Source organism: Caulobacter ginsengisoli (assembly GCF_030814835.1).
Taxonomy (GTDB): Bacteria; Pseudomonadota; Alphaproteobacteria; order Caulobacterales; family Caulobacteraceae; genus Caulobacter; species Caulobacter ginsengisoli.
The window spans coordinates 41,719-65,448 of the sequence record NZ_JAUSVS010000011.1; the positions used below are offsets into that span (position 1 = coordinate 41,719).

The window sequence follows — 23,730 nt, forward strand, 5'->3', positions numbered from 1 at the left end:
GGGGCGTGTCGGCGCCCCGAGTTGCGTTGGCGGTCTTATGATTGGCCGAACGGTGTGCGTTCAGTTGCGACGGCGCGCGCATCGAGGCGCACAACGTTGCGCACAACCGTTGCGTTTTGCCGGCGGCGTGGGATGCTCTCCCCATGCCGGACGCCGCCCACGACGCCCCCCTTTCCGCCAAGCTGGAACTGGTCCTAAAAGCTTTGAACATGAGCCGCGGCCGGCTGGCGGCCGACCTGGGGGTCGACAAGTCGCTGGTCGGGCGCTGGGTGTCGGGGGCCTACATCCCCTCAGGCCACAACCTGGCGCGGCTGACGGCGTTGATCGCCGGGCGGCGGACGGGCTTCACCCTGGCCGACTGGGATCGATCGCTCGCCGACCTGGCGGCTGTGTTCGGTGTCGATCCGATCGTGACCCGGCCTACCGCCGCCCGGGGCGCGGACGACCCCGCGACCATCCGTTTCGCCAGCGCCGCCACGGCGCGCCGCGAAACCGAGCGACGGGGCGAGGCCTATGAAGGTTTCTGGCGGGCCCTGCAGCCGGCGGTGACCCAGCAGGGAACACTGTTGGCCAGCCAGGCCTTCATCCGCCGGCAGGACGGCCTGCTGCGTATCTGCTGGGGTGGCGCGGGCTGGCGGTGCAGCGGCTGGCTGATGCCGGTGATGGGCCAGCTCTACGGCATGATGGCCGACGACGCCGACGACTCCATCCTGTTCTGCATCCTCAACGGGGTGTCGATGCCCCGGGTCGAGGCCATGGACGGCCTCATCCTGGTCAACGCCAAGGACGTCACCAATACGCCCACGGCCGGCGCCTGCCTGCTGCAGCGGATCGGCGATCTCACCGGCGATCCGGCCGCCGACGAGGCGCGGTACGAGAGCCTGCGCGCGGCGGCCGGCGTGGCCGAGGACGTGCCGGACGACATCCGCGCCCACCTGTTTCGCGATATCGGCCCGGAAGTCGCCCGGGGCGGCGGCGACATGCTGTTGCGCGCGCCCCTGCTGCGGTCGATGTCGAAGGGCGCCCCGGGCGGCGGCTGGTCTTGAGCGACGAGGAAGACGACATCCTCGAAGTCACGCTCGAAGCGGGAAGCGGGCGGCTGGACAAGGCCCTGGCTCTGGCCTTGCCTGCCCTGTCGCGGGCCAGGCTGCAGGCCCTGATCGGCGAAGGGCGGGTCAGTTTCGACGGAGTGGCGGTGCGCGACGGCTCGGCCAAGGCCAAGGCCGGACCCTACGAGATCGCCGTCCCACCGCCCGTCGCGGCCGAGCCGGCGCCCCAGGCCATTCCCCTGAGCGTGCTCTACGAGGATGCCTACCTCATCGTGGTCGACAAGCCGGCCGGCATGGCCGTGCACCCGGCCCCCGGCACGCCCGACGGCACCCTGGTCAACGCCCTGCTGGCCCATTGCGGCGACACACTGTCGGGGATCGGCGGGGTGGCGCGGCCGGGGATCGTCCACCGGCTGGACAAGGAGACCAGCGGGGTGATGGTTGCCGCCAAGACCGACGCCGCCCACCAGGGCCTGGCCGCCCTGTTCGAGCGCCACGACATCGACCGCATGTATCTGGCCCTGACCCGGGGCGCGCCCTCGCCGGCCCGGGGAAGCATCGAGGGCAATATCGGCCGCTCCTCCGCCGACCGTAAGAAGATGGCGGTGCTGAAGAGCGGCGGGCGCCATGCGGTGACTCACTACGTCGTCGAGAAGACCTACGGCCCCGCCGCCCGGCCCCTCGCCGCCCGCGTCGCCTGCCGCCTGGAGACCGGCCGCACCCACCAGATCCGCGTCCACCTGGCCAGCCGCGGCGCGCCCTGCCTGGGCGACCCCGCCTACGGCTCCGGCTCGCCCGCCGCCCCGGTCAAGGCGGCGATGGCTGAGGCGGGGCTGGCGCGGCAGGCGCTGCATGCGGCGCTGCTGGGCTTCGTCCATCCGATTACCGGTGAGGCCTTGCGCTTCGAGACCCCGCCGCCGGCCGACATGCGGGTGCTCGAGGCGCTGCTGGAGGCGTTGTGAAACGCCTGGCGGTGACCCTGGCGCTGCTGGCGCTGGCGGGCTGTCATGCGCCAGGCGCCAGGCCGCCGGCCGCCGACAGGCCCGCCAAGGGCCTCGTCGCCCTCCCCTGCGCGGGCAGCGGCGCGCTGGCGCCGGCCAACACCGGATACTGCCGGCTGCAGCGCAACTATGTGGCGGCCAAGGGGCTCGCCGTGCTGCAGGACGCGACCACTGCCATGCAGGCGAAGTTCCCAGGCGCCCGGGTTCTCTATCTCGAAGCCTCCTGGCCGCTGGGCAAACGCCCGATGCCGCCGCACCTGTCGCATGGCGACGGTCGGGAAGTGGACTTGGCCTTCTACTATGTCGACCGGGCCGGCAAACCGCTGGCGAAGCCGCCCAGGTCCTGGGGTTATGAGGCGTTCGAACCGCCTCGCCGCGAGGCCGAACGGGCCTGCGCCGGCGGCAGGCGGGGCAAGAACGACCGGCCCGATCCGCCCAGGGACCGCGCCTGGCGGCTGGACGAGGCGCGCACCGCCGCCCTGGTCAAAGTCCTGGCGGCCGACCCCCGCGTGCGGCGGATCTTCATCGAGCCGCACTTGAAGACCCGGCTGGGTTTGACCACCTATGGCAAGGTCCGCTTCGCCGGCTGTCAGGCCGCGCGGCATGACGACCACATCCATGTGGATTTTTTCTGACAACCCACCCATAGCTTCTGGATACCCAAGCTGGCGGGTGGGGGATTACAAATGCGTCATGGCCTTACAGTGGCCGCAACGGCTTCCTATCTAGGCCATTAACAGGGGGGCGATGCGCGGTTGCGCGCGCTCCAGAACAGTACGCAGGGGATAACAACATGGCCGCGGGCGCTCTCATCGCCATGTCGCCGGAAGGCGGCCTTTCACGGTATCTCACCGAGATCCGCAAGTTTCCAATGCTGGCCAAGGACGAAGAGTTCATGCTGGCCAAGCGCTGGAAGGAACACGAAGACCCCGAGGCCGCGCATCGGATGGTCACCAGCCACCTGCGCCTGGTCGCCAAGATCGCCATGGGTTATCGCGGCTATGGCCTGCCGATCGGGGAAGTGATCTCCGAGGGCAATGTCGGCCTGATGCAGGCGGTCAAGAAGTTCGAACCGGACAAGGGTTTCCGCCTGGCCACCTACGCCATGTGGTGGATCCGCGCCTCGATCCAGGAATACATCCTGCGGTCCTGGAGCCTGGTGAAGATGGGCACCACCGCCGCCCAGAAGAAGCTGTTCTTCAACCTCCGCAAGGCCAAGAGCGAGATCTCGGCCCTGGAGGAAGGCGACCTGCACCCCGACCATGTCAGCCAGATCGCCACCAAGTTGGGCGTGCTGAACGAGGAAGTCATCTCGATGAACCGCCGGCTCTCCGGGCCGGACGCCTCGCTGAACGCCCCGCTGCGGGTGGACGGCGACGGCGAATGGCAGGACTGGCTGGCCGACGACAACCAGGTTTCGCAAGAGACCCAGGTTGCCGAGGCGGAGGAGAAGTCCCTGCGCATGGGCCTGCTTGAGGAAGCCATGACCGAGCTGACCGACCGCGAGCGTCACATCCTGACCGAGCGCCGGCTGCAGGATAACCCCACCACCCTGGAAGACCTGGCCGCCCAGTACGGCGTCAGCCGCGAGCGGGTCCGCCAGATCGAGGTGCGGGCTTTCGAAAAGCTGCAAAAGACCATGAAGGCCGCCGCCCGCGAGCGGAACCTGGTCGACGCCTAAACTCTACGATCTCGATCCAATGCGAACTGAAGGGGGATTGGCGCAAAGCCAGTCCCCTTTTTCTTACGCCGCCTTCTCTTCCTTGGGCATGAAGCTCATCGCGCTGCGGATGGCGGCGGTGATCAGCGGCTTGTCAGGCGGCCCCTCGGGCAGGACGGCGCGCTGCAGCGCCGCGCCGGCGTCCAGCAGGCGGTGCTCTTCGGAATTCATGCCCAGCTTCTGCAGGCCCAGCGCCTGGGCCATCAGCGCCCGACGGGCCTGGGACCAGTCGCTGTCCAGCGCGTTGCCGGCGGCGCGGATGATCTTCAGGCACTGCAGCAGCCGATCCTGGTCGGTCGGCGGGGCGCCGTTGTCGCTGCGCCGCTTGCGCGGGCCGGCATAGTCGCCGGAATTGAACCGCCGCCGGTCGGGGCCGACATACTGCACCGCCTCGACCCAGTCGCGATGCCTGAGGGTCACCGCCTCGAGCCGGCGGACGATGTCCTTGGTGGTGAAGGGCTTGCGGATGAACTCGTGCACCCCGGCGTCGCGGGCGGCCAGGATGGCCTGGGCCGTGGCCTCGGCCGTGGCCATGACCACCGGGGCGGTGCGGCAGGAGGCGTCGCTGCGGCGCAGGGCCATGGTAAAGGCCAGGCCGTCCAGGCCGGGGCCGCTGAATTCGGTGAAGATGATCTGCGGATCGAAGCTGCGGGCGATCTGCAGGCCCCGGCTGTTGGTGGCCGCCGACTGCACCTGGCACAGGGTGATGGCGCGCAGCACGTCGCTCAGCAGGCGGACGGCCTGCGGATTGGGATCGAGAATCAGCACCCGCTGGATGTGCGGGGCGATCCTCTGCAACAGTCGGGGTTCAGCGTTGAACACGCGCGCTTCAACCTAAGGGACCTACTCTGACCCCCTATTAATCACGACGCCGGTAAAGATCGCCTTGACGAGAATGGGTTCTTGTCAGGCAACCTTGATGTTCAGGCTGGCCTCGAATTCCTGCAGCAGGTCGACCACTTCGTCCACCCCCGCGGCCGGCGCCTGGCCATCCGGGAAGCGGTAGCGCCAGAAGCTGGCGATATGGGCGATGGCCCCCAGCCTCTCGCCCAGCGAGACGAACATGTCGGGCGCCTTGAGCAGGAAGTCGCGGAAGGCGGCCGGCTTGCCGTTCTGGGTCAGGTCGCGGAAGGCGTCGTCATAGACCTTGAGCGTCTTGGCCACGTCGACGCGGCAGGCGACGATGGCGTCGGCCAGGCGGCCCTTGGCGCCGGAGATATAGGCCTTGGTCTCCATGTCGGACGGACCGATGGCCCGCAGGCGCTGGATGGCCGGGATGACCTGGTCGAGGTCGCCCCACAGGCCCGACAGCGACCATTTGTAGTAGAGGAAGCCCTTCCAGCTGAACACGCCGTCGCGGAAGGTGTCGCCCTCCAGCATCAGGGTCAGGCGCAGGGGTTCGAGCCGCTCGTCGATCTCGGTGGAGAGCAGGGCCCCGACCAGCCGGCCGGTATTGATCCCGTCCGCGCCCGCGGCCTGGAAGGCGATGGCCACCAGGCGGGAAATCTGCTGACTGACGAAGGCCCGCATGCGCGCCAGGTCGCCTTCGCTGAGGGCGAAATAGCAGCGTCCGACATCGTAGCCGTTGCGGCGCAGGTGCTCGCGCAGCAGGAAGGGGTCGAGCGAGGGCAGGCCGTCGACCAGTTCCAGCACATGCACGTCGCGCTCGAAATCGGGACCTTCGCTGCAGGCCTCGCTCAGGCTGGCCCGCCAGCCGCGCTGGCCGACGAACACCGAGCGGCCGCCCATGCGCAGGTCGCTGCGCTCGAAGGGGATGATGACCTTGGTGGCCACGCCCTGCCAGCCGTCGAACAGATAGGCCTCGTCGGCCCGCAGGCGATGCTTGACGATGACGCAGGCGTTGAGGACCGGGTTGAGGAAGAAGGGCTTGGTGACAAAATCCTCGTCGCCATTGCCCGCCCGGTTGGCGATGGCCAGCAGGTTGAGGACGCGGCTGGTCGAGCCCGACTTCTGAAGGGCGCCCAGGCTGCGCAGACTGCGGTCCGCGCGGCTGGTCAGTTGTCTTCGCGCCGCCAGAGCCACGCCGGTCCCCTTTAGTCCCCCCAAGCTCCGGCTTCGCCGGAGCTTGGTTCAAAACGTTGGGAGCGTGTTCGGGCGGCGAAACCGCCAACACTTTCGCCTAACACGCTCCCCCGAACAGCGTTTGCCCGCTGGACGTAAAGACGGCGCTAACCGCGATCACAAATTGCGGGCGAGGCCACCCATTATGGGTGGGGTCGCGGGCCTTCTTCTCCCTTCCTCCTCGATGGAGGAAGGGCGGGGATGGTGGTGGTGGCAGCGCGTTTCCGGAAGAGCGCGGGGAGGCGTGGTCGCCACCCTGAGCCAGTCGCCCAGGCTCCGAGCGCACACCACCAACCCTGCCCTTCCTCCATCGAGGAGGAAGGGTTCCAGAACCCAGCTAGCCCTGGAACGGATCCCGCATCAGGATGGTGTCGTCCCGCTGCGGGCTGGTCGACAGCAGGGCCACGGGGGCGCCGATCAGTTCCTCGATGCGGCGGACGTATTTGATGGCGTTGGCGTTGAGGTCGCGGAAGCTGCGCACGCCCTGGGTGCTCTCGCTCCAGCCCTCCATCTCCTCGTAGACCGGGACGGCGGCGGCCTGGTCGCGCATGCCGGCCGGCAGGTAGTCGAGGACCTTGTCGCCGACCTGGTAGCCGACGCAGATCTTCAGGGTCTGAAGGCCATCCAGCACGTCGAGCTTGGTGAGCGCGATGCCGTCGATACCGTTGATGGCCACCGACTGGCGTACCAGCACCGCGTCGAACCAGCCGCAGCGGCGCGGCCGGCCGGTATTGACCCCGACCTCGCGGCCGACCGTCGACAGGTGCTTGCCGACCTCGTCGTTCAGTTCGGCGGCGAAGGGCCCCTCGCCCACCCGGGTAGTGTAGGCCTTGACGATGCCCAGCACATAGCCCGGCCCGCGCGGCCCCATGCCCGACCCCGCCGACGCCTGGCCGGCCACGGTGTTGGACGAGGTGACGAAGGGATAGGTGCCGTGGTCGACGTCGAGCAGCGCCCCCTGCGCCCCCTCGAACAGGATGCGCCGGCCGGCCTTCCAGGCCTGGTCCAGCAGCCGCCAGGCCGGCTGGGCGTAGGGCAGGATCTTGGGGGCCATTTCCATCAGCTGGTCGAACAGCGCCGCGCCGTCGGCGTCGGGCAGGCCCAAGCCCCGCCGCAGGGCGCCGTGGTGGGCCAGCAGCCGCTCGATCTTGGGGGCCAGGGCCTCGGGGTCGGCCAGGTCGGCGACCCGGATGGCCCGGCGGCCGACCTTGTCCTCATAGGCCGGACCGATGCCGCGGCCGGTGGTGCCGATCTTCTGGGTCGAGGCGCTCTCGCGGGCCTGGTCCAGGTCCTTGTGCAGCGGCAGGATCAGGCAGGCGTTATCGGCCAGGACCAGCAGGTCGGGGGTGATCTTCACACCCTGGCCGCCCAGCTTCTCGATCTCCTCCAGCAGGTGCCAGGGATCGACCACCACCCCGTTGCCGATGACCGAGAGCTTGCCCTGCACCACGCCCGAGGGCAGCAGCGAGAGCTTGTAGACGTTGTCGCCCACGACCAGGGTGTGCCCCGCGTTATGGCCGCCCTGGAAGCGCACCACCACATCGGCGCGGTTCGACAGCCAGTCGACGATCTTGCCCTTGCCCTCGTCGCCCCACTGGGCGCCGACCACGGTCACATTGGCCATTGGATGCGGTCCTTCCCCTGCCGGGGAGATCGCGGGCGCCCTTCGACAGGACTCGGCGCCGCGATGCGGGTCTAAGCCGCGGCGGCGCTATAGCAGGGGTTAGGGGCGAGGGGCTAGGAGATATTCCTCGCCCAATTCCTCGCCCCTTGGGCGAGGTGGCGGCGAAGCCGACGGAGTGGGCCGTGGAACACACGGGGTTTCCGGATCGAGCACCACCGGAGTGGGCGTGCTTGAAACGCCGTGTGCGCCCAAGAGCCCACTCCACCACTTCGTGGTCCCCCTCGCCCAACGGGCGAGGAATTTGAGCACTAAAAGCCGAGCGCCAGCCCCTCGACACGCGGATCGGAGCCGCCGGCCAGGACGCCGGTGGCCGGATCGCGGGCGATGGCCTGGGCCGCGCCGCTGCCGCCCCAGCCGCCGGTGGTGACAACGCGGTGGCCGCGAGCCCGCAGGCCTTCGATGGCGGCCTCGCCCAGCCGGGTCTCGACGCGCAGTTCGTAGGGATTGGGCAGGTCGTGGGGATCCGTGCCGGGCCACACCGTCCAGCGCGGCGCCTCGATGGCCGCCTGCACGTCAAGGCCGCCGTCGATCAGATGACTGAGGACCTGTAGGTTCCACTGCGGCTGGCCGTCGCCCCCGGGACTGCCGCCGGCGATCAGACCCGTCCCATCCGGGGCCGTGACCAGATAGCAGTTCAGCGTGTGCATGGTCTTCTTGCCGGGCGCGAAGAGGTTGGGGTGGCCATCCTCCAGAGAAAAACCCCGCCCGACCCGATTGTTGAACAGCACCCCGGTCCCGGGCGCCATAACCCCGCTGCCGAAGGCGCTGGAAACCGACAGGATCAGCGAGACCATCATCCCCTCGCCGTCTGCGGTGCAGAGATAGGTGGTGTCCCCGTCGGCCAGCTCGCCGGCGACCTCGTCGGCGGCGCTATCCGGACCGATGGCGGCGAAGCGGCGGGCGGCCCAGTCATCGGACAACAGGGTCGCGACCGGTGTCGGCCCGAAGGCCGGGTCCCTGGCCTGGGCCAGGCGGTCGGCGATAGCCAGCTTCAAGGCCTCGGCCTGACGGTGAACGCCCTCCGGGCCGCCGGGATCAAGCCTGCCGCCCTGCTGGACGATGTTCATGGCCTCGAGCTGGATCAGGCCGTTGGTCGGCAGGCCGGTCTGCCAGACATCGACATCGCGATAGCGGATGCGGATCGGGGCCTCGACGGGCGTGGTGTGGGGGGCCAGATCGTCGGGGGTCATCGCCCCGCCCAGCCCTTCGGCCAGGCGCCGGGCCAGGGCGCCCTCGTAGAAGCAGCGGGGCCCGGCCACCGCCAGCCGGTTCAGGGTGTCGGCCAGATCGGGCTGGCGCAGCACGGTCCCGGCGGCGGGCGGCCCGCCGTCCGGCAGATAGACGGCGGCGGCGGCCGGGTCCTTCTTCAGGAAGGGCTCGCACATGGCGATGGCCGCCGCCCCGAACGGGGTCAGGGCAAAGCCGTCCCGGGCATAGCCCAGGGCGTGCTTGGCGAGGCGATCCAACGGCCGCGTGGCGTAGCGGCTCATCAGGGCGTCGATGGCGTCCGGCAGGCCGGGGACGCCGACCGATAGCGGGCCGCGCAGGGGCATGCGCAGGCCGTTCGGGGTCTGGTCGCCGTGCCGGCGCATCTGCTCGAGGGTCGCGGCCAACGGCGCGGCGCCGCTGCCCAGGAAGGCGGCCGGGGCCTGGCCGGGCTGATGGACGATGGCGAAGAGGTCGCCGCCCAGGCCGCACATCTCGGGCATGACCACCGCGGCGACCAGGGCGCTGGCGATGGCGGCGTCCACGGCGTTGCCGCCCTGGCCCAGCACCTCCAGCCCGGCATGGACGATCAGCGGATGCGCCGCCGCGACCATGCCGTTTCGCGCCAGGACCGGGCTGAGCCGATGGCGCGGCCAGGCGGCTTTCGCGCCGGTGGGAAACCCTAAGCTCAGAGCGCCATCTCGCCGGCCAGCACCGCCTCGGCGAAAGCGCAGTGCATGGCGATACCGCGCGCCATCACCGTCTCGTCCAGGGTCATGCGGTTGGAGTGCAGGGCGCAGCAGGAGCGGAAATCGCCGCCCACCCCGGTCGGCGCCGCGCCCAGGAAGGCCATGGCGCCGGGGGCCTTCTGCAGGATGTAGCTGAAGTCCTCGGCCCCCATCATCGGGTTCTGCATGGTGATCCAGGCGCCCTCGCCATAGAGGGTCTTGGCGGTGCGCTCGGCCAGGTCCACGGCGCGGCCATCGCAGACGGTGACCGGGAAGCCGCCCTCGATGGTCACCTCGGCGGTGGCGCCATGGGCCAGGGCGATGTGCTCGGCGATGCGCCGGATGCCCTCATGCGCCGTGGCGCGGGTGCGTTCGGAGAGGGTCCGCAGGGTGCCCCACAGCCGGGCGTCCTCGGGGATGATGTTGTCGGTGGTGCCGCCCTCGATGCGGGCGATGGTGATCACCGCCGGGTCGAACACCGAGATGCCGCGGGTGACGAAGGCCTGCAGGGCGGTGACGATCTCGCAGGCCACCGGGATGGGGTCCAGGGCGTCATGCGGCATGGAGGCGTGGCCGCCGGACCCGACGACCCGGATGCGCAGCTTGTCGGAGCTGGCCAGCAGCGGGCCGGTGCGGCTGGCGAACACGCCGGTCGGCATGTTGGGCGAGATATGCAGGGCGAAGGCGGCGTCGGGAATCGGGTCGATCAGCCCGTCATTGAGCATGTGGCGGGCCCCGTGATGGCCCTCCTCGCCCGGCTGGAACATGAACATCACCGTCCCGGCCAGCGTATCGCGCCGCGCGCACAGCGCCCTGGCCGCCCCGGCCAGCATGGCCACATGGGTGTCGTGACCGCAGGCGTGCATCGCCCCCTGGGTCCGGGACGAGAAGTCCAGCCCGGTGTCCTCGGTCAGCGGCAGGGCGTCCATGTCGCCGCGCAGCAGCACCGTGCGGCCATTGCCGCCGCCCCGCAGGATGGCCAGCACCCCGGTCGTCGACGGCCCCTGGCGAATCTCCAGCGGCAGGCCTTCCAGGGCCTTCAGCACCTTGGCCGTGGTCTTGGGCAGGTCCAGGCCCAGCTCCGGCTCCATATGGATGGCGCGGCGCAGGGCGATGGCGTCGTCCAGCAGGGCGTCGCCGGCGCTGGTCCAGGCGTCGCGGTCGATGGCTAGGTCCATGAGGGGAAGGTCTCCGACAGGTTCCGGGCAGTTTGGGCGCGGGACCGGAGCGGAGTCCAGAACTCGAAGCGCGAAAACTTAGAACCCTTCCTCCTCGATGGAGGAAGGGCAGGGTTGGTGGTGTGTGCTCGGGATATGGGCGACGGGCTCGGGGGGGCGCCCACGCCTCCCTGAGCGCTTCCGGAAACGCACTGCCACCACCACCATCCCCGCCCTTCCTCCATCGAGGAGGAAGGGAGAAACAAGATGGAATCGCCTCTGCCCGAAGCTCAACAATGGCGCTAATACCCAGCCATGGGACATCCGCGCTTTCACCTCGCCTTTCCCGTCCGCGACCTCGATGAGGCCCGGGCCTTCTATGGCGGCCTGCTGGGTTGTCCGGAGGGGCGGTGTTCGGACCATTGGGTGGACTTCAACCTGATGGGCCACCAGATCGTGGCGCATCTGGCCCAGATGGAGGCCGACACCCCGACCAATCCGGTCGACGGCAAGCAGGTGCCGGTCCGCCATTTCGGCGTGCTGCTCGAACCCGCCGACTGGCAGGCCCTGGCCGACAGACTGACCGCCGCCGGGACCGAGTTCATCATCGCCCCCCACACCCGCTTCAAGGGCGAGGTGGGCGAGCAGTCGACGATGTTCTTCCTCGACCCCAGCGGCAACGCCCTGGAGTTCAAGGCCTTCGCCGACGACGCCCTGGTGTTCGCGCGGTGAGCTTCGCCATCTCTTTCGCCGATATCGAGGACGCCGCCCGCCGGCTGGAAGGCCAGGCCATCCGCACGCCGCTGACCGAAAATCCCCAGCTCAACGAGCGACTGGGCGGGCGGGTGTTGATCAAGCCCGAGACCCTGCAACGCAGCGGCTCGTTCAAGTTCCGGGGCGCCTACAACCGCATCAGCCGCCTCAGCGACGAGGAGAAGAAGCGCGGCGTCGTCGCCTTCAGCAGCGGCAACCACGCTCAGGGCGTGGCCCTGGCCGCCGCCCTGGTCGGGACCCCGGCCCTGATCGTCATGCCCGCCGACGCCCCGGCGGTGAAGGTGGCCGGCACACGCGGCTTCGGGGCCGAGATCCGCTTCTACGACCGCTTCACCGAGGACCGCGAGGCCATCGCCGCCGAGATCGCCGCCGAGCGCGGCTGCGTGGTCGTGCCCAGCTACGACGACCCCTACATCATCGCCGGCCAGGGCACTTTGGGCCTGGAGCTGGCCGAGCAGGCGCCAGACCTGGACGTGGTGCTTTGCCCGGTCGGCGGCGGCGGGCTGATCGCCGGGACCTCGACGGCGGTGAAGGCGCGGTCGCCCGACACCCTGGTCTATGGCGTCGAGCCGGCCGATTTCGACGACACCAAGCGCTCGCTGGCCTCCGGAAAACGCGAATCGATCGATCCCAATTCCCGGTCCTTCTGCGACGCCCTGCTGTCGCCCAGCCCCGGCGCCCTGACCTTCCCGATCAACCAGGCCAACCTGGCCGGCGGCCTGACCGTCACCGACGCCGAGGTCGCCGAGGCCATGCGCTATGCCTTCACCACCCTGAAGCTGGTCATCGAGCCGGGCGGCTGCGTGGCCCTGGCGGCGGCGCTGGCGGGCAAGCTGGATCTGAAGGGCAAGACAACGGGCATCGTCTGCTCGGGCGGCAATGTCGATCCGGGCCTCTATGCCCGGGTGTTGGCGGGAGAGTTCTGATGTTCGAAGGCTTCACCCCGCCCCAGACGCCGCTGCTGGCGGTCGACCGCGCCGCCCTGACGCGCAATCTCAAGACCATGCAGGACCTCTGCGACAGCCACGGGGTCCGCCTGCGGTCCCACGGCAAGACCCACAAATGCTCGACGCTCGGCCGGCTGCAGCAGGCCGGGGGGGCGGTCGGGCTCTGCGCCCAGACGGTGGGCGAGGCCGAGGCCTTCGTGAAGGGCGGCGTCACCGACGTGCTGGTCACCGCCCCGCCGCCGCCGTGGGGCGCGGTCCGGCTGGCCGCCCTGGCCAGGACGGCGCGGGTCGGCTCGGTGGCCGACAGCGCCGAGCAGATCGAGCGGCTGGGCGCGGCGGCCCGGGCGGCCGGTGTCACGCTGGATCTGGTGGTCGACATCGATCCCGGCACCCACCGCACCGGCTGCCATCCCGACGACGCCGTCGCTCTGGCGCGGCTGGCCGCCTCCACCGAGGGCCTGAACTACATGGGCGTCCAGGCCTATGCCGGGCATCTGCAGCATATCGTCGGGCTGGAGGAGCGCCGCGTCGCCGACCACGCCGTCTGCGCGCAGCTGGCGGCCATGGTGGCGGCCCTGACCAACGCCAACCTGGCCCCGGAAGTGGTCACCGGCGGCGGCACCGGGACCCACAGCTTCGCCCTGGCCTCGGGCCTCTTCAACGAGCTGCAGGCCGGCAGCTATGCGGTGATGGACGTCGAATACGCCGACTGCGCCGCGCCTGGCGGCGGGTCCTGGCCGTTCCAGGCGTCGCTGTTCGTGGCGGCGTCCGTCGTCTCGGCCAACCACAAGAGCCATGTCACCGTCGACGCCGGCTTCAAGGCCATGTCGATGGACGGCCCGCCGGCCAGGGTCGCCAGCGGCGCCGCGGCCGGCTCGCTCTGGCGGCCGATGGGCGACGAGCATGGGATGATCATCCACCCCGACGGCCTGGCGCTGCTGCGCGGCGGCAACTTCGTCGAGGCGGTGGAAAAGGCCGACCGCGACGCTTCCGTCCCCTGGCCGGCCGATGCGCCCAAGGCCGGCGGCCTGGTCTGGCTGCAGCCCGGCCACTGCGATCCGACCATCAATCTCTACGACGCCTTGCATGTCGTGGCGGAAGACGGGTCATTCGAACGCTGGGCGGTGGATGCGCGCCGCGTGAGCTAAGGGGAGAGACCCATGAGCGACCTGGATTTCACCGGCAAGACGGTGCTGGTGGTCGGCGGCTCCAGCGGCATCGGCAACGGCATCGCCCAGGGCTTCCGGGCCCGCGGCGCCACGGTCACCGTCTGGGGCACCCGCAATTCCAGCCAGGACTACAGCGCCGCCGAGGGCAGCGACCTTTCCGGCCTGGCCTATGCCCAGGTCGATGTCTCGGACGATGACGCCATCGTCAAGGCGGCCGAGCGCATGCCGACCCTGGACGTGCTGGTCCTGGCTCAGGGCACGGTCATCTACCGGCGGGGCGAGTTCGAGATGGACGGTTTCCGGCAGGTGACCGGGGTCAATCTCGACAGCCTGATGGCCTGCATCATGGCCTTCCACGACAAGCTGAAAGAGACCGGCGGCAACATCGTCACCATCTCCTCGACCAGCGCCTATCACGCCACCCGCGGCAACCCGGCCTACAACGCCTCCAAGGCCGGGGCGGTGGCCCTGACCCGCACCCTGGGCCAGGCCTGGGCGGCCGAGGGCGTGCGGGTCAATGGCGTGGCGCCCGGCCTGGTCGACACCAAGCTGACCAAGGTCACCACCGACCACCCCGACCGCCTGAAGGGCGCGCTGGCCGGAATTCCGATGCACCGGCTGGGAACGCCCGAGGACATGGCCGGGGCGGTGATGTTCCTGGCCTCGCCGCTGGCCGGCTACATCACGGGGCAGACGATTATCGTGGATGGGGGGCTGACGCTCTAGAGCCGGGTCAGGTCCATGCTCTCCAGGACATACGTCGCGTAGCGGTAGTCGCGTATCCGGGCGATCTCGCCGTCCTGCCAGTCCAGCAACACGACGTAGGTAATCCTGCCCGGATCGGCCGGGTCGCTGATCAGCAGCGCCGGGCGGCCATCGACCAGGCCGGGCTGCGACCACCAGTCGTGGCTTTCGCTGTAGCGGGTGAAATAGACCGACACGGGCGCCTTGCCGTCGAGGCGCAGGCGGCCCGCGAGGTCCAGCCGCACCTCTTCGGCCAGCAGCGCGCGCAGGGCGTCGAAGTCGCGGGCGTTGAAGCGGTCGGCATAGGCCTGCAGGCGGCTGCGTTCGGTCGGGTCGAGGCGCGGCGCGGCGGGTTCGCTCTTCAGGGTCTTCAGCCGTTCGCGGCCGCGGTGCAGGGCGGCCTTGGCGGCGGCGGCCGTGACGCCGAGGATTTCCACCGCCTCGTCGTTGGAATGGCCCAGCACGTCCATCAGCACCACCGCCGCCCGCTGGCTGACCGGCAGGGCCATCAGCACCGCCAGGCTGGAGGCGACCGCCACCCGCGACTCGGCCGCATCGGCCGGCCCCGCCGGTTCGACGGTCAGTTCGGCGGTCGGACGGCGCTTGCGGCTGCGCAGGGCGTCCAGGGCGGTGTTATGGGCGATGCGGAACAGCCAGGCGTCGGGGCGGCCGATGTCGCCGGCGGCGGGAAAGGCCTGGGCGGCCTTGACCATGGCGTCCTGCACCACGTCCTCGCCCTCGATGGCCGAACCGACCATGCGGGCGCAGTAGCGGTGCAGCTTCGGGCGCAGGTCGGCCAGCATCCGCTCGAAGGCTTCGGGTTCAAGACTGCCGTCCGCCATGCGCCGCTCCATCCACACCCTCATGACGTCGGCGAGGCCGGAAAGGATTCGCCGGCCGAAAAAGATTCGCGGACCGAATCCTTCATCCCGGGCCAGCCGTCCCTGTCAGCGATCAACAAGGAGAAGCGATCATGCAACGTGTCACCCTGGTCCGCTACCGCTGCAAACCCGATCAGGCCGACGCCAACGAGGCGCTGTCGCGGGCGGTGTTCGACGAAGCCCGGGCCGTCGCCCCGGGGCATGTGGCCTATGGCCTGTTCCGCGACGGGGTGGATTTCCTCCACCTGTTCATCAACACGGCCGAGGACGACTCGGCGGCCATCACCGAGCTGCCCAGCTTCAAGGCCTTCTCCGAAGGCATAGCGGCGCGCTGCGAGGCGCCGCCCGAGGCGACGCGGATGGGGCTGACCCTGGTGGAAAGCTACGGCCTGCCCGAGTGACCGCGTTCAGGCCGCCAGGTCGCCGGTCGCAGCCGCCGGCGGCGCCAGCGCCAGGATTGCGGCCAGGGCGTCGGCCAGTTCCGACCGGTGGTAGGGTTTCTGCAGCATGGGCAGGGTGCGATAGCCCTCTTGCAGACGGTTGGCGGCATAGCCGGTGGAAAAGATGAAGGGCACGCCGGCGGCGATCAGCGCGTCGGCGATCGGATAGCTCATCTGTCCGCCGAGATTGACGTCGAGCACGGCGGCGTCGAGGAACAGGATGTCGATCATCGCCAGGGCGTCCTCGACGCAGACGACCGAGCCCACCACCAGGCAGCCGAGGTCGGCGAGCATGTCCTCGAGCAGCAGGGCCACCATCATCTCGTCCTCGACCACCAGGATGCGGCGGCCGGCGAGGGGACTAGGCATGATGAAGCGCCTTGAGCGGCGCTGACACCGGCATGACGATAGTGCAGACGACGCCCGCCGGCGCGTAGTCCAGGCTGACCTCGCCGTGCAGTTCCTGCGCCAGGGCGCTCTTGAGCAGGCGAGACCCAAAGCCCTGCCGGGTCGGCGGCAGCACCGGCGGACCGCCGCTTTCCCGCCACTCCAGCCGCATCCGCTCGCCGTTGGGCGTCGGCGTCATGGCCCAGCCGATATCCACCTGTCCGCCGCCGCCGTTGGAAAGCGCGCCGTGGCGCGTGGCATTGATCGCCATTTCATGCAGCACCAGGGCCAGGGTAAGGGCCGCCTTCGACGACAGCCGGACATTGGGTCCCTCGCCCGAGACGCGGAAAGCCTGATGCTGCCCCTGAGGGCCGTTCAGGGCGAGGGGCCGCAGGATTTCGTCCAGGACATCGCGCAGGGACACCGCGTCCCAGTTCTCGAGCCCCAGCAGGCCATGCGCCTTGGACAGCGCCAGGATGCGCCGCTCCAGCGTGTCGATCAGCCCCCCGTCGGCCTCGCCGCGCAGGGTCTGCAGGACGATGGACTGGACCGTGGTGAGGGTGTTCTGGCAGCGGTGGTTCAGCTCATCGAGCAGGAACCGCAGCCGCTCCTCCTCGCGCTCGTGCCGGGAAAGATCCACCAGCGAGATGAAATGCTGGATGACCTCGCCCTCATGATCGCGCACGACGCTGATGAACAGCTGGGCCCGGAACACCCCGCCATCCTTGTTGCGATAGTGGCTTTCCGTGTCGTCCTCGGAGTCCACGGCGAAGGAGCTCTCGATCTGGAGGGCGTCCGCCGAGCCGGGCCCCCGGGCCACCAGGAAATCGAAACGCTGGCCCAGAAGTTCCTCCCGGGCATAGCCGGTCAGGCGCAGGAAGCTGTCATTGGCGAAAACGATCGGATGGCCCGGCGCCTTGGCGTCGGTGAACACCATGGGCATCCGCGTGGTCTGCGCCGCCACGACGAAGGGGCCAAGGTCCCGCTGGAAGCCCTCGACGGTAGCCTCCGCCTGCATCTGGCGCGGTGACTTGAGGGCGATCTTCGTCACAGGATGGACCTGCCGATCTGTGGAGAGGGCGGAAGCCTGGCGCCGGGAAGGACTGTCACGCGACCAGGAGGACACACTTGTAGGTCTCAACAACGCACCCCCTCGGGATTGGTCGCGTTAACCACATTCAACTTCAGGTGATAGCCTTGGAGACCCTCGACCATGGCTCGAAGCCGCGATTCTCCGCGGCGTGGCGGCTTTTTCTCCCCGCCGAAAGCCTCTAGGGTCCGCGCCCTGAACTGGTTTCGCGGGTAACCTTCTCCATGAAAAAGCTGCTGCTTGCCGCCGTCGCCCTGACGGCCATCCCCCTGCTGGCGATTGCCGCCGGCCCGGCGGGCATCGACGCCCAGCGTCTGTCCGACACGGTCAAGACCATCGCCTCGGACGAATACGAGGGCCGCGGCCCCGCCACACCCGGCGAGGTCAAGACCGTCGCCTACATCATCGCCCAGATGAAGGCCGACGGCCTGCAGCCCGGCGGCGACAAGCAGCCCGACGGGACCCGCGCCTGGACCCAGGACGTGCCGCTGGGCCGCTTCGAGATCACCGGAACCCCGAGCTTCTCCTACGCCATCGGCGGAGCAACCCAGGCCCTGGCCCAGGGCGACGACATCGCCGTCCGCGCCAGCATGACCAATGTCGACAGGGTCGATATCGAGAACGCCCCGCTCGTCTTCCTGGGCTACGGCGTCAAGGCGCGGGAGAAGAACTGGGACGACTTCAAGGGCATGGACCTGAAGGGCAAGGTCGGCATCGTGCTGATCAACGACCCGGACTTCGAGACCGGATCCGGCGACTTCGGCGGCAAGGCCATGACCTATTACGGCCGCTGGACCTACAAGTACGAGGAAGCCGCCCGCCAGGGCCTGGCCGGGCTGATCATCGTCCATGAGACCGCCCCCGCCAGCTACGGCTGGGCCACCGTCAAGAACTCCAACACCAACGTCCAGTTCGACATCGTCCGCAAGAAGCCGCTGGAGGCCCATCCGCTGATGGAGGCCTGGATCCAGCGCGACCAGGCCGCCGCCATGCTGCAGAAGGCCGGTCTCGACTACGAAGCCCTGAAGAAGCTGGCCCAGACCCGCGACTTCAAGCCGGTGGTGCTGACCGGCGAGACCTTCACCGCCAAATACGACGTCGACCACAAGGTCATCGTCTCCAAGAACGTCGCCGGCATCCTGCCCGGGACCAAGCATCCGGACGAACTGCTCGTCTACACGGCCCACTGGGACCACCTGGGCGTCGGCCGGCCGGACGCCAAGGGCGACAAGATCTATAACGGCGCCCTGGACAACGCCTCGGGCATCGCCTGCCTGCTGGAGCTGGCCCGGGTGTTCGGCCAGGGCCCCAAGCCCGAGCGTTCCATCCTCTTCCTGGCCGTGACCGCCGAGGAGAAGGGCCTGCTGGGCAGCGAATACTATGCCGCCAACCCGCTCTATCCGCTGGCCACCACGGTCGGCGACATCAACATGGACGGCGCGGGGATCAATGGCCGCGCCCATGACTTCACCATCTCGGGCAGCGCCAAGCTGGCCCTGCTGGACGACCTGACCGCCCTGGCCGCCACCCGCGGGCGGACCTACTCGCCCGATCCCCGGCCCGAGGCCGGCTCCTTCTTCCGCTCGGACCACTTCCCGTTCGCCAAGCGCGGCGTGCCGGCCATCTCGTTCGGCTCGGGCCAGAACCTGCTTGAGGGCGGCGTGACCCGGGGCAAGGCGCTGGCCGACGCCTATGTCAAGGACCGCTACCACCAGCCCGCCGACGAATGGTCGGCCGACTGGGACTGGAGCGGCGTGGTCGAGGACCTGACCCTGCTGCACGACCTGGGCTGGAAGCTGGCCAATTCCCGCGAGTGGCCGGAGTGGGCCGCCGGCTCGGAGTTCAAGGCCGCGCGCGACGAAACCAAGGGCCAGCGCAAGTAGCCGGATGACCGTCAGCGTCTTCGACCTCTTCAAGCTGGGGGTCGGCCCCTCCAGCTCCCACACCATGGGACCGATGACGGCCGCCTGCCGCTTCCTGCAAAGGCTGCGGTCGGGCGGCCGGCTGGCCTCGGTCGCGCGGGTCGAGATCAAGCTCTACGCCTCCCTGGCCCTGACCGGCCGGGGCCACGCCACCGACCGGGCGGTGCTGCTGGGGCTGATGGGCCATGAGCCGGCCGAGCTCGACCCCGACCAGGGCGACGCCGACCTGGCGGCGCTGAAGGCCTCCGGGACGATGAAGCTGGGCGACGACGGCCCGGCCATCGCCTTCGACGAGGCCAAGGACCTGGTCTGGGCCGGCCGCGAGCGGATGCCGCAGCATCCCAACGCCCTGACCTTCACCGCCTTCGCCGCCGACGGCGAGACCCTGGACCAGCGCACCTACTTCTCCATCGGCGGCGGCTTCGTCCGCGACGAGGAGGAGATCACCCGCAACAGCGCCGACGAGCCGGGCCCGGACGTCCCCTACCCGTTCGAATCCTCGGCCGAACTGCTGATCAAGGCCGACGAAGCGGGCCTGACCATCGCCGAGCTGATGATGGCCAACGAGACCGCCCGCACCCCCCAGGCCGAGATCGAGGCGGGCCTGGACCGCATCGTCGACGCCATGGAGGCCTGCATCGACCGCGGGGTGCGCCAGGGCGGCATCCTGCCGGGGGGCCTCAGCGTCAAGCGGCGGGCCAACCAGGTGTTCACCGCCATCATGGCCAAGGTCGAGAAACAGATCAGCGACCCGCTGGCGGCCATGGACTTCGTCAACCTCTGGGCCCTGGCGGTCAACGAGGAGAACGCCGCCGGCGGCAAGGTGGTCACCGCCCCGACCAACGGCGCGGCCGGCATCATCCCGGCGGTGCTGCGCTTCCACAACCGCTTCTACCAGGGCACGGCCGATACCCGGCGGATGTTCCTGCTGACCGCGGCGGCCATCGGCGCCCTCTACAAGAAGAACGCCTCGATCAGCGGCGCCGAGGTCGGCTGCCAGGGCGAGGTGGGCGTGGCCTGCTCGATGGCGGCCGGTGGGCTGGCGGCGGCCATGGGCGGCTCCAACGCCCAGATCGAGAACGCCGCCGAGATCGCCATGGAGCACAACCTGGGCCTCACCTGCGACCCCATCGGCGGCCTGGTCCAGATCCCCTGCATCGAGCGCAACGCCATGGGCGCCATCAAGGCCATCGACGCCGCCCGCCTGGCCCTGCTGGGCGACGGCGAGCACAGCGTCAGCCTGGACAAGGTCATCGCCACCATGAAGCGGACCGGCGAGGACATGAACGAGATCTACAAGGAGACCTCGCTGGGTGGATTGGCGGCGGGGATGCCGGTGAACCGGGTTGAGTGCTGAGGGAATTTATCACCCTCGCCACTTCTGCTAGGCACCAGCTGTAGGGACCACGACTCTTGGGAGATTCATGGGACGCCGTCAGCGGAAGAAAGCGCCAACTCCAGAGCTGTTATATAAGTACTACGGCAGTGATCGAGAGGATGTATTTGACTCGCTGCTTGTCAGATTTTCTCAACTTTCGGCGCTGAACGACCCATTCGAGTTCTTGCTCGACGCCAGTCCTGAAGATTTTCATCAGGGCGCTAAGAAGGTCGCTTGGGCTACGGCGAACCCGCTAGCCGTAGCCCAGATGGGATTAAGTCAGCTTGCTAAGCTGCCACGAGACAATCCCCAGTTAGCGGCCCTTCCAATCATACCTAGAATCTTAGTAATTATCATTGTTGCGCCAATACTATTCATCCTAATTTTAATTGGATCACCGTTCTTTCTAAAGCAAATGAGATCGATCGTCACGGCCGCCGTCGACGATTTCGCGAAAGTAGTAATCAATGAGTCCCGGCGAGGTTTGGTATTAATATTTAGCTGTAGCGCGATATGGAACAACGTCCCCATGTGGGCCCATTATGCTGGGAATCATACCGGTTTCGCTTTCGGGATAGATCCTAGCTGCGCGTTTCGGTTGAAGAGAAAAGGCAAAAATGGCGAGGAGTTTTCGAAACCTCGAATAGTTTCGTATCAGCGAGACACACCGACTGTCCGCTCAGGATCGTTGGAAATCGCAGACTTTCTTTCGATCAAGATGGAAGATTGGTCTTATGAGCAGGAGTGGCGATTTTTCGGCACACCCGACGATGCCACGCTTCGCAAGCGCCTGCCTAGCGGGTCGGAACTGTGTCTATTTGCCTTGGAAAAATCCAGCATAAGAGAAATCATCTTTGGTTTGAATTGCCCGCCGACCGTAATTGAACGGATCAAAGTCAATATCGAGAAGTGGGAGCATCCTCCAGAATTGTACGTTATTGTCAAAGATGCCGGTTATGGATTTAAGAGGTTGCCTCTCGCACAAGCTCCCGCAACCCCAATAGAGGAGTTCGAGAGTCTTACTACCTTTGACAGCATTGAATTCCCTCAGGCTTTCGCCGCCATGGAATCCATGGTGCGCGATGCCAGCTCTCACATGATTACGCGATGGTTCTCGCGAAATAGGCGTTCGTAGGCTACGTCTAGATCCGCCGGTCCAGCCCCTCCCAAAACGGCTCCCGCAGCTTGCGCTTGAAGATCTTCCCCGAGTCCTCGCGCGGCAGTTCGGCGTGGAAATCGACCCGCTTGGGCACCTTGTAGCCGGCCATCAGACCGCGCAGGTAGGCCCGCACCTCGGCTTCCGTCAGTTCGGCCCCCGGCATCGGCTGGACCACGGCGCAGACCGCCTCGCCGAACTCCTCGTCGGGGATGCCGAACACCCCGCAGTCGGCGACGCCGGGCATCTTGTGCAGTTCGGCCTCGATCTCGGCGGGATAGATGTTGGCGCCGCCGGAGATGATCATGTCCTTGGCCCGGTCGCACAGATAGAGGAAGCCGTCGGCGTCGAGATAGCCGATGTCGCCCGGCGCGATCAGCCCGGCCTTTTCGCTCGCCGCCCGCTTGGCGTCGTCGCCGTGATAGGTGAAGTCCGCCAGGCCCGCCGTGCGGGCGACCACCTCGCCGATCTCGCCGGCCGGCAGGCTGTTTCCCTCGGCGTCGATGACCCGCACGTCCGAACCCGGCATGGCCCGGCCCACCGTGCCCGGGTGCGCCAGCCACTCTTGCGACGAACAGAACACCACCGCCCCGGTCTCGGTGGAGCCGTAGTATTCGTTGATCACAGGACCCCACCACTCGATCATCGCCCGCTTGATCGGCGCCGGGCACGGGGCGGCGGCGTGGACCACGAACTTCAGGCTGGAGAGGTCGTAGCGGGCCTTCACCGCCTCCGGCAGCCGCAGCAGCCGGTTGAACATGATCGGCACCATGTGGATGTGCGTCACCCGGTGGCGCTCGATCAGCGCCAGCAGTTCCTCCGGGTCGAAGCGCGGCTCCAGGATCACGTGGGCCCCCAGCCGGGCGCTGAAGGCGCCGTAGGCGTTGGGGGCCGAATGATACATCGGCCCTGTGATCACCGTGACGATCTCGTCCGGCCGCTCCAGCCAGTCGGCGAACCCGAAGGCCATGGCCAGCATGCCGGCGGAGACGGCCGCCTGCTCGGCGGTCGGCTGGCGGCGCCGCACGCCCTTGGGATGGCCGGTGGTGCCGGAGGTGTAGATGATCGTGCCGGGGCCGTCGGCCACGGGCTGCTCGAACGGCGCGAAACCTTCCAGCCAGCTGGACCAGTCGATCATGCCGGCCGGGACCGGCGCCGCGTCGATGCCGTAGGCCTGGGCGATCTCGGGCGGGGTGGCGACGACCAGGACCGGCACGCCCGCCGGCAGGGCGGCGCGGACGCCGTCGATCAGGTCGGCATGGATGACGATGGCCCGCGCCCCGGAGTTCTCGAACAGATAGCGCGCCTCGGTCTCGGAATAATGCCAGTTGACCGGGGTCGGATAGGCGCCCAGCAGGCCGGCGGCGAAGGTGGCCTCCAGGAAGGGCAGGTCGTTGCGCAGATAGATGGCGATCAGGTCGCCGGGCCCCACGCCCAGCGAGGCCAGGCCCGAGGCGGCGCGGGAAGCCCGCTCATTCAGAGCCGCCGACGACCGCCGGCGCTCGCCGCTGATGATCTCGCCCATCCTGCCTCTCCCGCGATCGGCGCCCTAGAACAGGGTTTCCAGATACTCCTGATCGGCGCGCGCCAGCACGTAGCGGGCGGCCATCTTCTCTTCGAGCGGCTGAGTGAAATCGGCCTGGAACTGGGCGACAGCCTGCTCGAGCTGTTTCTGCGCCGCAGGGTCGAATTTCGACTGGGCGATGGCCACGCCAACCTGCCGAGCCAGCGCGGGGTCGATGCGTTTCCAGGCCTTGTCCAGCACGGTCGGCGAGGCGCCGCTGGATTTGAGGAGCGCGCTCTCGGCCACCTTGCGCTGGGTGAAGGCGCCGAACGCGCCGCCGGCGGCGCCGACGTCCTTATCGGCGATCTTGCAGGTGTCCAGGGCTGTGGACAGCTGTTCGATCGAAATGAAGTCGGTGGGATTTGGCGTGGCCGAATTCGACTCCGCCGCGGCCAGGTAGGCGTTCAGCCCATCCCCCTGCAGATTGCGCCAGATGCATTCGCTGTCGCCCGGCGCGGCCAGGGCGGCATGAGGCAGGGCCAGGGCGGCGGCTAGGGCCAGGGCGGCCAGTCTATGGAGGCGATTCAACGGCCTGCTCCTTTGGCGACGCGCGCCCGGTTGAGTGTCGACTGTAGAATCCGACGGCCGTGGGAACCAATGCAATTTACCCGACCCCCGACTCGCGACGCGCCACGGGCCGTTTTTGCTTGC

22 protein-coding genes are annotated in these 23,730 nt (G+C 68.5%); 12 read left to right on the plus strand and 10 right to left on the minus strand.

Features of this window, described 5'->3' with window-relative positions; all coding sequences use genetic code 11:
- Nucleotides 1-143: 143 nt before the first annotated feature.
- The 4 genes from QO010_RS20735 to rpoH all read left to right on the plus strand — a co-directional run bounded on the left by QO010_RS20735 (nucleotide 144) and on the right by rpoH (nucleotide 3,731).
- Nucleotides 144-1,046, plus strand: a complete 903-nt coding sequence (locus QO010_RS20735; protein ID WP_307352413.1) for a helix-turn-helix domain-containing protein — start codon at nucleotides 144-146, stop codon at nucleotides 1,044-1,046.
- The gene (locus QO010_RS20740) at nucleotides 1,043-2,011 is read left to right on the plus strand and encodes an RluA family pseudouridine synthase (RefSeq protein ID WP_307352415.1); all 969 of its coding nucleotides are present in this window, start codon (nucleotides 1,043-1,045) and stop codon (nucleotides 2,009-2,011) included. Before QO010_RS20735 ends, QO010_RS20740 begins: the two co-directional genes overlap by 4 nt.
- On the plus strand, nucleotides 2,008-2,685 hold the full coding sequence (locus QO010_RS20745; protein WP_307352417.1) for a M74 family metallopeptidase: 678 nt from the start codon (nucleotides 2,008-2,010) through the stop codon (nucleotides 2,683-2,685). The genes QO010_RS20740 and QO010_RS20745 overlap by 4 nt, the downstream gene beginning before the upstream one ends.
- A 158-nt stretch (nucleotides 2,686-2,843) precedes the next feature.
- The gene (gene rpoH / locus QO010_RS20750) at nucleotides 2,844-3,731 is read left to right on the plus strand and encodes an RNA polymerase sigma factor RpoH (RefSeq protein WP_307352419.1); all 888 of its coding nucleotides are present in this window, start codon (nucleotides 2,844-2,846) and stop codon (nucleotides 3,729-3,731) included.
- Nucleotides 3,732-3,794: 63 nt separating this feature from the next.
- Here the strand turns inward: rpoH and QO010_RS20755 are convergent, their stop codons facing one another.
- The 5 genes from QO010_RS20755 to QO010_RS20775 form a co-directional block, all read right to left on the minus strand.
- Nucleotides 3,795-4,568, minus strand: a complete 774-nt coding sequence (locus tag QO010_RS20755; protein ID WP_307352421.1) for a response regulator — start codon at nucleotides 4,566-4,568, stop codon at nucleotides 3,795-3,797.
- Nucleotides 4,569-4,676: 108 nt separating this feature from the next.
- Nucleotides 4,677-5,813, minus strand: a complete 1,137-nt coding sequence (locus QO010_RS20760; RefSeq protein ID WP_307352423.1) for a hypothetical protein — start codon at nucleotides 5,811-5,813, stop codon at nucleotides 4,677-4,679.
- 376 nt (nucleotides 5,814-6,189) lie between these two features.
- Nucleotides 6,190-7,476, minus strand: coding sequence for an adenylosuccinate synthase (locus QO010_RS20765; RefSeq protein WP_307352425.1), 1,287 nt, complete (start codon nucleotides 7,474-7,476; stop codon nucleotides 6,190-6,192).
- Between the two features lie 308 nt (nucleotides 7,477-7,784).
- Nucleotides 7,785-9,356 carry a gamma-glutamyltransferase family protein gene (locus tag QO010_RS20770; protein WP_307352426.1) on the minus strand — a complete coding sequence of 524 codons (1,572 nt, stop codon included), beginning with the start codon at nucleotides 9,354-9,356 and terminating at the stop codon, nucleotides 7,785-7,787.
- 74 nt (nucleotides 9,357-9,430) lie between these two features.
- Complete coding sequence (locus QO010_RS20775; protein WP_307352427.1) at nucleotides 9,431-10,648, minus strand: M20 metallopeptidase family protein; 1,218 nt, start codon at nucleotides 10,646-10,648, stop codon at nucleotides 9,431-9,433.
- A gap of 294 nt (nucleotides 10,649-10,942) precedes the next feature.
- Here QO010_RS20775 and QO010_RS20780 point away from each other — a divergent pair, with 294 nt between their 5' ends.
- From QO010_RS20780 to QO010_RS20795, 4 genes are read left to right on the plus strand one after another with little or no spacing between them, the layout of a single operon-like run.
- Nucleotides 10,943-11,359 carry a VOC family protein gene (locus tag QO010_RS20780; RefSeq protein ID WP_307352428.1) on the plus strand — a complete coding sequence of 139 codons (417 nt, stop codon included), beginning with the start codon at nucleotides 10,943-10,945 and terminating at the stop codon, nucleotides 11,357-11,359.
- A complete protein-coding gene (locus QO010_RS20785; RefSeq protein WP_307352429.1) occupies nucleotides 11,356-12,327 on the plus strand; it encodes a threonine ammonia-lyase in 972 nt (323 codons plus the stop codon). The genes QO010_RS20780 and QO010_RS20785 overlap by 4 nt, the downstream gene beginning before the upstream one ends.
- Nucleotides 12,327-13,496: a DSD1 family PLP-dependent enzyme gene (locus QO010_RS20790; RefSeq protein ID WP_307352431.1), complete on the plus strand. Its 1,170-nt coding sequence runs from the start codon at nucleotides 12,327-12,329 to the stop codon at nucleotides 13,494-13,496. The genes QO010_RS20785 and QO010_RS20790 overlap by 1 nt, the downstream gene beginning before the upstream one ends.
- Nucleotides 13,497-13,508: 12 nt before the next feature.
- Complete coding sequence (locus QO010_RS20795; RefSeq protein ID WP_307352432.1) at nucleotides 13,509-14,243, plus strand: SDR family NAD(P)-dependent oxidoreductase; 735 nt, start codon at nucleotides 13,509-13,511, stop codon at nucleotides 14,241-14,243.
- On the opposite strand, the gene QO010_RS20800 is transcribed toward QO010_RS20795, so the two are convergent.
- A complete protein-coding gene (locus QO010_RS20800; RefSeq protein WP_307352433.1) occupies nucleotides 14,240-15,103 on the minus strand; it encodes a sigma-70 family RNA polymerase sigma factor in 864 nt (287 codons plus the stop codon). The genes QO010_RS20795 and QO010_RS20800 overlap by 4 nt on opposite strands.
- 131 nt (nucleotides 15,104-15,234) lie before the next feature.
- Here QO010_RS20800 and QO010_RS20805 point away from each other — a divergent pair, with 131 nt between their 5' ends.
- The gene (locus QO010_RS20805) at nucleotides 15,235-15,543 is read left to right on the plus strand and encodes an NIPSNAP family protein (RefSeq protein ID WP_307352434.1); all 309 of its coding nucleotides are present in this window, start codon (nucleotides 15,235-15,237) and stop codon (nucleotides 15,541-15,543) included.
- A 6-nt stretch (nucleotides 15,544-15,549) separates the two neighbouring features.
- On the opposite strand, the gene QO010_RS20810 is transcribed toward QO010_RS20805, so the two are convergent.
- Together QO010_RS20810 and QO010_RS20815 are read right to left on the minus strand one after the other, a co-directional pair.
- Entirely contained in the window at nucleotides 15,550-15,951 is a 402-nt protein-coding gene (locus QO010_RS20810) for a response regulator (RefSeq protein ID WP_307352435.1), read from the minus strand.
- Nucleotides 15,944-17,020, minus strand: coding sequence for an HWE histidine kinase domain-containing protein (locus tag QO010_RS20815; protein WP_307352436.1), 1,077 nt, complete (start codon nucleotides 17,018-17,020; stop codon nucleotides 15,944-15,946). The genes QO010_RS20810 and QO010_RS20815 overlap by 8 nt, the downstream gene beginning before the upstream one ends.
- 263 nt (nucleotides 17,021-17,283) lie before the next feature.
- On the opposite strand from QO010_RS20815, the gene QO010_RS20820 reads away from it, so the two are divergent.
- The 3 genes from QO010_RS20820 to QO010_RS20830 all read left to right on the plus strand — a co-directional run bounded on the left by QO010_RS20820 (nucleotide 17,284) and on the right by QO010_RS20830 (nucleotide 21,494).
- Nucleotides 17,284-18,942, plus strand: a complete 1,659-nt coding sequence (locus tag QO010_RS20820) for a M28 family metallopeptidase (RefSeq protein ID WP_307352439.1) — start codon at nucleotides 17,284-17,286, stop codon at nucleotides 18,940-18,942.
- Nucleotides 18,943-18,946: 4 nt separating this feature from the next.
- Nucleotides 18,947-20,338, plus strand: coding sequence for an L-serine ammonia-lyase (locus QO010_RS20825; RefSeq protein ID WP_307352441.1), 1,392 nt, complete (start codon nucleotides 18,947-18,949; stop codon nucleotides 20,336-20,338).
- A gap of 67 nt (nucleotides 20,339-20,405) precedes the next feature.
- Entirely contained in the window at nucleotides 20,406-21,494 is a 1,089-nt protein-coding gene (locus tag QO010_RS20830) for a DUF2971 domain-containing protein (RefSeq protein ID WP_307352443.1), read from the plus strand.
- 7 nt (nucleotides 21,495-21,501) lie between these two features.
- Here QO010_RS20830 and QO010_RS20835 read toward each other — a convergent pair whose 3' ends face one another.
- Nucleotides 21,502-23,040, minus strand: coding sequence for an acyl-CoA synthetase (locus tag QO010_RS20835; protein WP_307352445.1), 1,539 nt, complete (start codon nucleotides 23,038-23,040; stop codon nucleotides 21,502-21,504).
- Nucleotides 23,041-23,064: 24 nt separating this feature from the next.
- Nucleotides 23,065-23,607, minus strand: coding sequence for a hypothetical protein (locus QO010_RS20840; RefSeq protein WP_307352447.1), 543 nt, complete (start codon nucleotides 23,605-23,607; stop codon nucleotides 23,065-23,067).
- Between the last annotated feature and the right edge of the window lie 123 nt (nucleotides 23,608-23,730).